We start from the raw sequence: 12,112 nt of genomic DNA on the forward strand, positions 1-12,112 counted from the left end.
GGGAGGCGCAGTTCTGGACAAGAGCAATCTCCGGTTGTTTCGGCTTCCCAAGAACATACCGGTGCACAACGGGCATCGCGCGGGTGGTGGCCGGACAGGCGCTCTCGGTGATCGAAAACGGACCCGATACGCTGGCTTGAGTGATGGCAGCGACACATCGACGATCCAGGTGGTCGTCAGCGTGATCGTCAGCAGACAGGAGTACCCCTCGTGACCGTCGTCGGGCCGTTCGGACTGAGCGTGCGGGACCAGGCTCTTGAGACCGATGTCCAGGCCGGACTGGCCGCTGTCGAGGCGGGTCTGCTGGAGGCCACCAAGAGCGAAGTCCCCTTCATCACCGAGGCCGCGCAGCACCTCGTGCGGGCCGGAGGCAAGCGCTTCCGCCCGCTCCTGGTGATGCTCGCGTCCCGGTTCGGCGATCCGTACGCGCCGGGGATCGTGCCGTCCGCCGTGGTCGTGGAGCTCACGCACCTGGCCACGCTGTACCACGACGACGTCATGGACGAGGCGGACGTGCGGCGCGGGGTGGAGAGCGCGAACGCCCGCTGGGGCAACTCGGTGGCCGTCCTGACGGGAGACTTCCTGTTCGCCCGCGCCTCGCACATCCTGGCCGACCTCGGCCCCGAGGCCGTCCGCATCCAGGCGGAGGCCTTCGAGCGGCTGGTGACGGGCCAGATCCTGGAGACGGCCGGCCCGCGCGACGGCCGCGACCCGGTCGCCCACTACCTCGACGTCATCGCCGGCAAGACCGGCTCGCTGATCGCCGTGTCCGGCCGCTTCGGCGCGCTGATGTCCGGCGCCGACGAGTCCGTCGTCGACATCCTGACCCAGTACGGCGAGCGCCTCGGCACCGCCTTCCAGCTCGCCGACGACGTCCTCGACATCGCCTCCGACGCGCACGAGTCCGGCAAGACGCCGGGCACCGACCTGCGCGAGGGCATCCCGACGCTGCCGGTCCTGCGGCTGCGCGAGATGGCGGAGCGGGACGGACGGCCCGAGGACCTGGAGCTCGTACGCCTGCTGGACGGCGACCTCACGGACGACGCCCGCCACGCCGAGGTGCTGACCCGGCTGCGCGCGCACCCCGCCCTGGAGCGCGCCCGCCGCGACACCATCCGCTACGCGGAGGACGCGCGCGCCACGCTCGCCCCGCTGCCGGAGTGCTTCGCGAAGGCGGCGCTGGAGGAGCTCTGCGACGCGGTGGTCCACCGCGCGGGCTGACGCCCCCCGGGCCGCCCCGCCGGCGGCCCCACCACGACGGAACGGGTCCTTCCGCCCGACGACCCCTACGGGTCGGGGCGGTGGGGCCCTCGCCGTGTCATCCCACGGTCGTACGCGCAGTTGCTTCCCGGGGCTGACGCCCTCGGGCCGCCGTTTTGGTCAGATGGAGTCATAAAACCCCACCAGTTCGGGTGAGCGCGGCGACACGGGGGTCGCCGCCGTCGACACAGAGGGCAGGGCACTGACATGGCAGCGAACACGAAGACTTCTCGCAAGGTCGCCCGGTACGCCGTACCGGTCGCGGTGGCAGGTGTGGCCGCGGCGACCGTCGCGATGGTCCCGGCCTTCGCCAACGCCGGCGGACCCGATCTGCCGAAGGTGACGGCGCAGCAGCTGATCGAGAAGATCGCCGCCTCGGACGTGCAGCAGCTGTCCGGCACGGCCCGGCTCAGCACCGACCTCGGCCTGCCGAAGATCGCCTCCGGCCTGCTCGGCGGCGGCGGCATGGCGGGCGGCTCGGCGAACCCGGAGGACAAGGTCGCGCAGCTGGCCACCGGCACGCACACCTTCCGCGTCGCGGCCGACGGCCCGGACCGCCAGAAGCTCACCTTCCTCGACGGCAAGGACGAGTACAGCCTCGTCCACAACGGCGACGACGTGTGGGGCTACGACTCCAAGTCGAACGAGGTCTTCCACGAGAAGGCCCCCGCGGAGGCGGGCGGCGGCGCGGGCCACGAGCGCAAGACCGGCGACCGCCTGGCCGCCTCGCCCCAGCAGTTCGCCGAGGAGGTCCTGAAGGCCGCCGGCGCCACCACGGACGTCAGCGTGGGCGACACCGCCCAGGTCGCCGGCCGGGACGCCTACCAGCTGGTGCTCAAGCCCAAGCAGAGCGGTTCCACGGTCGCCTCGGTGCAGATCGCGGTGGACGCCGGGAACGGTGTGCCGCTGCGCGTGCAGGTGCTGTCCACCGAGGGCGGCAAGCCGATCGTGGACGCCGGCTTCACCAAGGTGGACTTCGCCAAGCCGTCCGCCGACACCTTCGCCTTCACCCCGCCCAAGGGCGCCAAGGTGACCGACGGCTCCGACGCGGCCGGCCACGGGACGAAGGACGACGGCTTCAAGGCGCTGGAGTCCCTCCCGGGCCTCGGCGACCTGATCGGCGGGGCGAACGGCAAGGGCGACATGAAGGTCCTCGGCGAGGGCTGGGCGACCATCGCGCGGATCGACTCCGGAACGGGCAAGGGCCTCCAGGGCGCCGAGAACGACAAGAACGCCCCCAAGGAGGCCAAGCAGTTCCTGGACTCCCTCGGCGACAAGGTCAGCGGGACCTTCGGCGAGGGCCGGGTGCTGTCGACCCGCCTGGTCAACGCCCTGATCACGGACGACGGCAAGGTCTACGTCGGCGCGGTCACCAAGGACGCGCTGGTGAAGGCGGCCGACGCCAACAAGTAGCCGCCGCGCGACGACGCCGCCACCGGGGGTGGGCGGGGACTGTGTCCCTGCCCACCCCCGCGGCGTTCCGGCCCCCCGTACAGCGCGGCCGCTGTACGGTGTCAGGCATGTCGAGACACGTCACGATCCGCCTGGACGAGGAGTTCCACGAGCGCCTGAAGGCGCGCGCGGCGGCCCTGGGCACGACGGTCACCGCTCTGATCACCGAGGTCACCGAACGCGAACTGGACGAGGACCGCAAGAGCTTCCTCTCCGGCATCGACGAGTTCGCTGACCACTGGGGCTACTTCCAGGAGCGGTTCGGCAATTGAAGATCACCATGGAGTGGGCCTGGACCGCTCTGGCCCACCATCTCCCGTCCGATCCCGCCGTGTGGGACCCCTCCGGGGTGGCCGCCGCCGTCGCCCGGCACCAGAACGACCTGGTCCTGGTACCAGAACAGCCCGCCCCGGACACCGCGTGGCGGGCCGCCGCGTTTCTGCACACCCTCGCGGTGTGCCCGGCGCTGGAATCCCCGATGAACGAGTTCTACGCGGCCGCGGCCACCCGCTCGTACCTGCGGGTGGCCGGGGCCGAGACGCTTCCGTCGCCGGAGGAGCTCGGCGACCTCGTCGAGGCGGCGAAGCGCGGCCGCGCGGACATCGGCGCGGTGGCGCGGGAGCTGCGCGCCCGGATGCGGGAGCCGCTGCCCGCCTCGCTGCGCGGCTACGCGGAGGACGCGTAGCCCCGCCGGCCGGGGCCGGCGGGGCCGGGTACTAGAAGGTGATCCGCCAGCTGTTGATGTAGCCGACGTCCTGCGCCGCGACGTCCTTGACCTGGAGCTTCCAGACCCCGTTGGCCACCTCGCTCGACGCGTTCACCGTGTACGAGGCGATCACGTTGTCGGCCGAGTCGGAGCCGGAGTTCTTCAGCCGGTACGCCGTGCCGTCCGGCGCCAGCAGGTCGATCACCAGGTCGCCGCGGTAGGTGTGGACGATGTTCACGTCGACCTTGGTGGTGGCGGGGGCGTTGCCGGCGACGCCGGAGGCCGTGACGGACGAGGTCACCGCGGCGGCCGGGGAGTCCGGGATGCTCACGTCAGCGGTGTTCTCGAAGGACGGGCCCGGCGGGACGGGGGTGGCGGCGCCGAGGTTCCAGATCGCGTGGGCGACGGCGTCCGAGTTGCGGTCCAGGGCGGTGTCGTTGATGTTCGTCAGGCTGTCGCACGAGGAGTGGTAGCAGCGGTCGAAGGCCTGACCGGAGGTCCCGCCCCACTTCTGCGCCTGTGCCGCCGTCTTCGTCCGGCTGGCGCCGGTGAAGAGGCCGCCGACGGGGATGCCCACGTTCTTGAAGGAGGCGTGGTCCGACCGCCCGTCGCCCTCGGTCTCGATCTCCGTCGCGACGCCGATGCCGGCGTAGTAGTTCTTGAAGGTCTGCTCGATGGTCGGGTCGTCGTCGTAGACGAAGTAGCCGGGGTTCGGCGAGCCGATCATGTCGAAGTTCAGGTAGCCGGCGAACTTCGCGCGCTCCGCGGTCGGGAGGTTGTTGACGTAGTACTTGGACCCGATCAGGCCGAGCTCCTCCGCGCCCCACCAGCCGAAGCGCAGGTGCTTGGTGGGCTGGAGGCCGGCCCGGGAGACGGCGAGCGCGGATTCGAGGACGGCCGCGGAACCGGAGCCGTTGTCGTTGATGCCCGCGCCCGAGGTCACGGAGTCCAGGTGGGCGCCGGCCATCAGGACCGAGTTCGGGTCGCCGCCCGGCCAGTCGGCGATCAGGTTGTAGCCGGTGGCGCCGCTGGAGGTGAAGGTCTGCAGCGTGGTGGTGAAGCCCGCGGCGTCGAGCTTGGCCTTCACGTAGTCGATCGAGGCCTTGTAGCCGGGCCTGCCGTGCGCGCGGTTGCCGCCGTTGTTGGCGGCGATCGTCGAGAACTGCGACAGGTGGGCCTTGACGTTGGCCAGCGGGATGTCGGGCGGCGTCGGCGCCGCGGCGACCGCCGTGGGGGCGGCGAGTGCGGCGGGGGCGGTGGCGGCGAACAGGCCCGCGACCGCGAACGCGGTCACGGCAGCGAGGCGCCGAGAGACGGACAGGCTCATGTGGGGGCTCCGGAATTCCGCGGGGATGTGACGGAACGGGTGGGGATAGAGCGGGTGAGCGTTAGTGCGTCAGTGCGAGCCTGATGGTCAGTGAGAGTGTGACTATCCGTCAAGACCACAATCCGGTCAGGGTGGTTCGGAAAACGGACGATCCCCGGTACGGGCGTTCCGTACCGGGGATCGTGGGGCTGGGGCGAGGGGCGTTACGCGGGCTCGCGGGCCGGCGCGGCCACCACCGCCGGCGCCGCCTCGACCCTCCTGCGGGACCGCCGCGCGGTGCGCAGGGCGTCCCAGGTCAGCAGGGCGAGCGCGGCCCACACCAGCGAGAATCCGGCCCACCGCTCGGGCGGCATGGCCTCGTGGAAGTACAGGACGCCGAGCCCGAACTGGAACACCGGCGCCATGTACTGGAGCATCCCCAGGGTGGACAGCGGGACCCGGATCGCGGCCGCGCCGAAGCACACCAGCGGGAGCGCGGTGACCAGCCCGGTCGCGGCGAGCAGGGCGGAGTGCCCCGGCCCCTGGGACACGAAGGTGGACTGCCCCTGCGCGGCCAGCCACAGCACGTATCCGAGGGCGGGCAGGAACAGCACGGCGGTCTCCGCGGCCAGCGATTCGAGGCCGCCCATGTTGAGCTTCTTCTTGATCAGCCCGTAGGCGGCGAAGGAGAACGCGAGGACCAGCGAGATCCACGGCGGCCGCCCGTAGCCGACGGCCAGGACCAGGACGGCGGCGAAGCTGATGCCGACCGCCGCCCACTGCGCGCGGCGCAGCCGCTCGCCGAGCACCAGCACGCCGATGGCGATGCTGACGAGCGGGTTGATGAAGTAGCCGAGGCTGGCCTCGACGACATGGCCGTTGTTGACGGCCCAGATGTACAGGCCCCAGTTCACGCTGATGATCGAGGCGGCGAGCGTGGTGAGGGCCAGCTTGCGGGGCCGGCGCAGCAGCTCGGCCATCCACCCCCAGCGGCGCAGCGCGAGCAGCGCCAGGCCCACCACGGCCAGGGACCACACCATGCGGTGGGCGAGGATCTCGACAGCTCCGGAGGGCTTGAGGAGCGGCCAGAACAGCGGGACCAGCCCCCACATGCCGTATGCGGCGAATCCGTGGAGCAGACCCGTGCGCTGCTCGTTCTCTGCCTTCACGGGGGCCTCCTGTACGACTTCAAGCCAACTTCACGACGGTAACGCCGCCGGGGCCGGATGTCATGCCCGTTACTGCGAGATACTCATGACATTCGGGGGACTGTCGCGGGGGCGCGGGGCCGCCGCGGGGCTGCTCGGCGGTTGCCGGGCGCACCTCACGGCGGAGCACGGCCGGGGCGGCCGGGGTCCGTACGCGCCGGAGCCCGGGCCTCCGGGGAGGTCCGGGCTCCGGCGCGGGGTGCGCGGCGCCGGTCAGCCGACGACCGTCCAGGTGTCGTTGCCGCTCAGCAGGGCGCCCAGGTCGCCCTTGCCGCCGCGCTCGATCGCCAGGTCGAGCTGGTCGGCCATGAGCGTGTCGTACACGGGCCGCCGGACGCTGCGGAACACCCCGATCGGGGTGTGGTGCAGGGTGTCGGGGTCGGCCAGCCGGGACAGGGCGAACGCCGTGGTCGGGCTGGTGGCGTCGGCGTCGTGGACCAGGACGCGCGACTCGTTCTGCGGGGTCACCGCCACGACCTCCAGGTCGCCGGTGTCCGGGTCGCGGACCACGCCCTTGGAGCCGTCCGCGCCGAAGCGGATCGGCCGGCCGTGCTCCAGCCGGATCACGGCCTCCTGGGCCTGCTCGTTGTCCTTGAGCACCTCGAAGGCGCCGTCGTTGAAGATGTTGCAGTTCTGGTAGATCTCGACGAGCGCCGTGCCCTCGTGGGCGGCGGCCTGGCGCAGCACCTCGGTGAGGTGCTTGCGGTCGGAGTCCACGGTCCGGGCGACGAAGGAGGCCTCCGCGCCGATGGCCAGGGACACCGGGTTGAAGGGGGCGTCGAGGGAGCCCATGGGCGTGGACTTGGTGATCTTCCCGACCTCGGAGGTCGGCGAGTACTGGCCCTTGGTCAGACCGTAGATCCGGTTGTTGAACAGCAGGATCTTGAGGTTGACGTTCCGCCGCAGGGCGTGGATCAGGTGGTTGCCGCCGATGGACAGGGCGTCGCCGTCACCGGTGACCACCCAGACGGACAGGTCCCGGCGCGAGGTGGCCAGCCCGGTGGCGATGGCGGGGGCGCGGCCGTGGATGGAGTGCATCCCGTAGGTGTTCATGTAGTACGGGAAACGGGAGGAGCAGCCGATGCCCGAGACGAAGACGATGTTCTCCTTCGCCAGCCCCAGCTCGGGCATGAAGCCCTGGACGGCGGCGAGCACCGCGTAGTCGCCGCAGCCGGGGCACCAGCGGACCTCCTGGTCCGACTTGAAGTCCTTCATGGACTGCTTGGCCTCGGCCTTGGGCACCAGCGACAGCAGCGTCGGGCCCGGGCCCGCGTCGGTCACCTCAGTCATTGATGGCCTCCTTGAGAACCGTGGCGAGCTGCTCCGCCTTGAACGGCATTCCGTTGACCTGGTTGTACGACTGCGCGTCGACCAGGTACTTCGCCCTGATCAGGGTGGCGAGCTGCCCGAGGTTCATCTCCGGCACCACGACCTTCTCGTAGCGCTCCAGGACCTCGCCGAGGTTCCGGGGGAAGGGGTTGAGGTGGCGCAGGTGCGCCTGGGCGACGGGCTCGCCGGCGAGCCGCAGGCGGCGGACCGCGGCCGTGATCGGGCCGTAGGTGGAGCCCCAGCCCAGGACGAGCGTGCGGGCCCCGTCCGGGTCGTCGACGTCCAGGTCCGGCACGGCGATGCCGTCGACCTTGGCCTGGCGGGTGCGGACCATGAACTCGTGGTTGGCCGGGTCGTAGGAGATGTTGCCCGTGCCGTCCTGCTTCTCGATACCGCCGATGCGGTGTTCGAGGCCGGGCGTGCCGGGAACGGCCCACGGACGGGCCAGGGTGTGCGGGTCCCGCTTGTACGGCCAGAACACCTCGCTGCCGTCGGCGAGCTCGTGGTTGGGGCCGCTCGCGAACCGGACCCTGAGGTCCGGCAGGTCCGCGACGTCGGGGATCCGCCACGGCTCGGAACCGTTGGCGAGGTAGCCGTCCGAGAGCAGGAACACCGGCGTCCGGTACGTCAGCGCGATCCGGGCCGCGTCCAGGGCCGCGTCGAAGCAGTCCGCGGGCGTCCTCGGCGCGACGATCGGGACCGGGGCCTCGCCGTTGCGCCCGTACATCGCCTGGAGCAGGTCCGCCTGCTCCGTCTTGGTCGGCAGGCCCGTCGAGGGTCCGCCGCGCTGGATGTCCACGATCAGCAGCGGCAGCTCCAGGGAGACCGCCAGCCCGATCGTCTCCGACTTCAGGGCCACACCGGGTCCCGAGGTGGTGGTGACGGCCAGCGACCCGCCGAAGGCCGCGCCGAGGGCCGCTCCGATGCCGGCGATCTCGTCCTCGGCCTGGAAGGTCCGCACGCCGAAGTTCTTGTGCTTGCTCAGCTCGTGCAGGATGTCCGAGGCGGGCGTGATCGGGTACGAGCCCAGGTAGAGCGGCAGATCGGCCTGCCGGCCCGCCGCGACCAGCCCGTAGGCCAGGGCCAGGTTCCCGGAGATGTTGCGGTAGGTGCCGGGCGGGAAGGCGCGGGTGGCCGGCGCCACCTCGTAGGACACCGCGAAGTCCTCGGTGGTCTCGCCGAAGTTCCAGCCCGCGCGGAACGCCGCGACGTTCGCCTCCGCGATGTCCGGCTTCTTCGCGAACTTCTGCCGCAGGAACGCCTCCGTACCCTCGGTCGGCCGGTGGTACATCCACGACAGCAGGCCCAGCGCGAACATGTTCTTGCTGCGCTCGGCCTCCTTGCGGGAGAGCCCGAAGTCCTTCAGCGCCTCCACGGTGAGGGACGTCAGCGGCACCGGATGGAGGTTGTAGGCGTCCAGTGAGCCGTCCTCCAGCGGCGAGGTCGCGTAGCCGACCTTGGCCATGGGGCGCTTGGTGAACTCATCCGTATTGATGATGATCTCCGCACCGCGCGGCACGTCCCCGATGTTGGCCTTGAGCGCTGCCGGGTTCATCGCGACCAGCACGTTCGGGGCGTCACCGGGCGTGAGGATGTCGTGGTCGGCGAAGTGCAGCTGGAAGGACGAGACACCCGGCAGGGTCCCGGCGGGGGCGCGGATCTCGGCGGGAAAGTTCGGCAGGGTGGAGAGGTCGTTGCCGAACGACGCCGTTTCCGAGGTGAACCTGTCGCCGGTGAGCTGCATGCCGTCACCCGAGTCACCCGCGAAGCGGATGATCACGCGATCGAGACGGCGGACTTCCTTGCCGCCGGGGCCCGCCGGAGCGCGCTGCCCACCGACAACCGCACCCCCAGCCCCATCGGCCTGCTCGGCTGGGCTACTGACCTGGCTGGTCACTGAACTGGACCTCCTTCGAGGCGCGGGCACCCCCGGTTTCAACCCTACGTCGGTAGGGTCCCGTCTCCGGGGAGCGCCCACGTTCCGGACCGTCGGACCGTCCTTCGAGACGCTCCTACCGGCTTGCCTTGTCTGACAGAGTGTCGATCGATCAAGACTTCACGTAATCAGGACTTCAGGTACGTGAGAACGGCCAATACACGCCGGTGATCCCCGTCACTCGGCGACAGGCCCAGCTTCATGAAGATGTTGCTGACGTGCTTCTCCACGGCTCCGTCGCTCACGACGAGCTGCTTCGCCACCGCGGAATTGGTGCGGCCCTCGGCCATCAGCCCCAGCACCTCGCGCTCGCGCGGGGTCAGCCCCGCCAGCACGTCCTGCTTGCGGCTGCGGCCCAGGAGCTGCGCCACGACCTCGGGGTCCAGGGCGGTACCGCCCCGGGCGACACGCACCACGGCGTCCAGGAACTCCCGGACCTCGGCCACCCGGTCCTTGAGCAGGTACCCCACCCCGGTGCTGGAACCGGCCAGCAGTTCGGTGGCGTACTGCTCCTCCACGTACTGCGACAGCACCAGCACCCCGACGCCGGGGTAGTCCCGCCGCAGCCGCACCGCGGCCCGCACCCCCTCGTCGGTGTGCGTCGGCGGCATCCGCACGTCGGCCACCACCACGTCCGGCAGCGCGTCCCGCGCCGCCAGCTCCGACACCGTCCCGATCAGGGCCTCCGCGTCCCCGACGCCCGCCACGACGTCATGCCCCCGGTCGGTCAGCAACCGGGTCAGGCCCTCACGCAGCAGCACTGAGTCCTCGGCGATGACCACCCGCACCCTGTCGTCCACGTCTCTGCAGCTCCCGCGTCCACTCGTACCCGTACTCCCTGACGCTGCCAAGCATCCCAGCCCCGGAGCCCGATCAAGGCCCCGGCGGGACAACGGATGGGCGTACGGGGGGAGTTTCCGGAAACGGCGGGTTTTGCGAAAGGGCCGGTGGGGCGTGGGGCGGGGCGGCGTGGTGAGGCGGGGGTGAGGCGGGGATGGGAGCCGGGTGAGGCACCGGTGAGACCGCGGGCGACGAGGCGGTGCGGGGGAGGGGCGCGGCCGGTGCGCGCCGACGGCGGCCTCAGGGCCGGATGCGCCAGGGCAGCTCCGCGGTGACCCTCGTACCGCCTTCGGCGGGGGAGTCGACCACCAGGACCCCGTCCACCGCGTCCAGCCGGTCCGCCAGCGCGGCCAGCCCCGTGCCGGCCGCGTGCGCATCCGCCCCGGCCCGCCCGTCGTCGGCGACCTGGAGCAGCAGCCGCTCCCCGGACTTCCACACGTCCACCGAGGCCGAGCGGGCCGCCGCGTGCTTGCTCACGTTCCGCAGCAGCTCCGACACCGTGAAGTACGCGATGCCCTCGATCGCCTCCGCCGGCCGGGCCGGCAGGTCCACCGCCACCTTCACCGGCACCACGCACCGCGCCGCCACCGAGGACAGGGCCGCGTCCAGCCCCCGGTCGGTCAGCACGGCCGGGTGGATCCCCCGCGCCAGGTCCCGCAGCTCCTGGAGCGCGATCTTCACCTCGCCGTGGGCCTCGTCCACCATGCGCGCCCCGGCCTCCGGGTCCTCCAGCAGCTTCTCCTTCGCGAGCCCCAGCTCCATGGCAAGCGCCGCGAGCCGGGCCTGGGCGCCGTCGTGCAGGTCGCGCTCGATGCGGCGCAGATCGGCCGCGGCGGTGTCCACGACCACCCCGCGGTCGGACTCCAGCTCGGTGACACGGCTGTCCAGGCGGGACGGCCCGAGCAGCCCGCCGACCATGACCCGGTCCACGACGGTCAGGGCCCGCAGCACCCAGGGCGTGGCGAGGGTGAGCAGCAGGCCCACCAAGGCGGTGGCGACGACGGCCGCCGGCGAGTCCAGGTAGAAGGAGTATGCGTCGTTCTGGAACAGCATGAGACCGGGCTGGTCGGTGAAGGCCGGGAACACCCAGAACCACAGCGGGTACAGCAGCATGGACCAGCCCGACACCCAGAACGTCAGTGCCAGGCAGAAGCCGAACACCGCCCACGGGAAGTGGACCACGGAGTACAGCACGTGCCGCCAGGCACTGCCGCTCTTCAGCAGCGCTGCCACGGCGGCGACCGCCCCGCCCTTGCGCGCCCGGACCGGCGCCGGCTCCCCGACCTCGGCCCGGAGCAGCGTACGGACCCGGGCCCGCTCCACATGCCCGAAACCGCGGCACATGGCCAGCACGCCCGCCAGGACGGGAACGCCGAGGAAGGTCACGAGGAGCCCGGCCCCGAGGCTGACGCCGGTGACGGCGAGCGAGAAGTACAGCGTGCTGAGCGGCAGCCCGACCAGCACGTGTCCGAGCTCCCGCCAGGTCCTGCCCTCGACCGGCGCCCGCAGCACGGAACCGATTGCTTTGCCGTTGTCCATGATCCCGACCCGCCCCTCATGTCTTCTCGTCCACCCCACCCTGCCGCCCCCCCACCCCCCGAACCATGCGGCGGGTCGGCCTCTCCGCCGGGGGGTTATCCCCACCCCGCCCCACACCCGCGGCGCCCGCAGACCGGAGGCGCTCCACCGAACAAGGTCTCAGCCCCAAGACCCGCGAACGAGGGGACGGGGGGCCGCAGGGTGGGGGCGATCCCGAGCGAGGTCTCGGCACCAAGGCCCGCGAACGGGGGGACGGGTGGCCCGCAGAGCAGGGCCCTCCGCCGAGCGAGGTCTCAGCACCAAGGCCCGCAGAACGGGGTGACCGGGGGCCGCAGGGTGGGGGTGCGGGGACGGTGGGGGGTGTCCCCGCAGGCGAAGCGAACCCACCCCGTCCCACTCCTCCGGCCCCGCTCAGGTTCGCAAGCCGAGGAGACCCCCCCCCCCCGGCCCCCCCCCCCCCCCCCCCCCCCCCCCCCCCCCCCCCCCCCCCCCCCCCCCCCCCGCCCCCCCCCCGCCCCCCCCCCCCCCCCCCCCCC

At 71.8% G+C, this 12,112-nt stretch carries 10 protein-coding genes; 4 read left to right on the plus strand and 6 right to left on the minus strand.

Annotation, left to right across the window (positions count from 1 at the left end; genetic code table 11):
* Positions 1 to 210 precede the first annotated feature (210 nt).
* The 4 genes from ACFWUQ_RS09955 (at position 211) to ACFWUQ_RS09970 (ending at position 3,397) form a co-directional block, all read left to right on the plus strand.
* Positions 211 to 1,221 carry a polyprenyl synthetase family protein gene (locus ACFWUQ_RS09955; RefSeq protein ID WP_384535357.1) on the plus strand — a complete coding sequence of 337 codons (1,011 nt, stop codon included), beginning with the start codon at positions 211 to 213 and terminating at the stop codon, positions 1,219 to 1,221.
* A gap of 246 nt (positions 1,222 to 1,467) precedes the next feature.
* Positions 1,468 to 2,673, plus strand: coding sequence for an outer membrane lipoprotein carrier protein LolA (locus ACFWUQ_RS09960; RefSeq protein ID WP_384535360.1), 1,206 nt, complete (start codon positions 1,468 to 1,470; stop codon positions 2,671 to 2,673).
* A 107-nt stretch (positions 2,674 to 2,780) separates the two neighbouring features.
* Positions 2,781 to 2,984, plus strand: a complete 204-nt coding sequence (locus ACFWUQ_RS09965; RefSeq protein ID WP_251050317.1) for a hypothetical protein — start codon at positions 2,781 to 2,783, stop codon at positions 2,982 to 2,984.
* On the plus strand, positions 2,981 to 3,397 hold the full coding sequence (locus ACFWUQ_RS09970; RefSeq protein WP_384535362.1) for a hypothetical protein: 417 nt from the start codon (positions 2,981 to 2,983) through the stop codon (positions 3,395 to 3,397). The genes ACFWUQ_RS09965 and ACFWUQ_RS09970 overlap by 4 nt, the downstream gene beginning before the upstream one ends.
* A 31-nt stretch (positions 3,398 to 3,428) precedes the next feature.
* Here ACFWUQ_RS09970 and ACFWUQ_RS09975 read toward each other — a convergent pair whose 3' ends face one another.
* The 6 genes from ACFWUQ_RS09975 to ACFWUQ_RS10000 all read right to left on the minus strand — a co-directional run bounded on the left by ACFWUQ_RS09975 (position 3,429) and on the right by ACFWUQ_RS10000 (position 11,576).
* Positions 3,429 to 4,745 (minus strand): M28 family metallopeptidase, encoded by a 1,317-nt coding sequence (locus ACFWUQ_RS09975; RefSeq protein ID WP_384535364.1) that lies wholly within the window; start codon positions 4,743 to 4,745, stop codon positions 3,429 to 3,431.
* Between the two features lie 203 nt (positions 4,746 to 4,948).
* Positions 4,949 to 5,893: an EamA family transporter RarD gene (gene rarD, locus ACFWUQ_RS09980; protein WP_384535366.1), complete on the minus strand. Its 945-nt coding sequence runs from the start codon at positions 5,891 to 5,893 to the stop codon at positions 4,949 to 4,951.
* Between the two features lie 252 nt (positions 5,894 to 6,145).
* Positions 6,146 to 7,222 (minus strand): 2-oxoacid:ferredoxin oxidoreductase subunit beta, encoded by a 1,077-nt coding sequence (locus tag ACFWUQ_RS09985; RefSeq protein ID WP_384535369.1) that lies wholly within the window; start codon positions 7,220 to 7,222, stop codon positions 6,146 to 6,148.
* A complete protein-coding gene (locus ACFWUQ_RS09990; RefSeq protein ID WP_384535372.1) occupies positions 7,215 to 9,158 on the minus strand; it encodes a 2-oxoacid:acceptor oxidoreductase subunit alpha in 1,944 nt (647 codons plus the stop codon). The genes ACFWUQ_RS09985 and ACFWUQ_RS09990 overlap by 8 nt, the downstream gene beginning before the upstream one ends.
* Before the next feature lie 167 nt (positions 9,159 to 9,325).
* Positions 9,326 to 9,985: a LuxR C-terminal-related transcriptional regulator gene (locus ACFWUQ_RS09995; RefSeq protein ID WP_384535388.1), complete on the minus strand. Its 660-nt coding sequence runs from the start codon at positions 9,983 to 9,985 to the stop codon at positions 9,326 to 9,328.
* A 292-nt stretch (positions 9,986 to 10,277) separates the two neighbouring features.
* Positions 10,278 to 11,576 (minus strand): sensor histidine kinase, encoded by a 1,299-nt coding sequence (locus ACFWUQ_RS10000; RefSeq protein ID WP_384535375.1) that lies wholly within the window; start codon positions 11,574 to 11,576, stop codon positions 10,278 to 10,280.
* Positions 11,577 to 12,112: the final 536 nt, after the last annotated feature.

This window comes from Streptomyces sp. NPDC058662 (assembly GCF_042716255.1).
Lineage (GTDB): Bacteria > Actinomycetota > Actinomycetes > Streptomycetales > Streptomycetaceae > Streptomyces.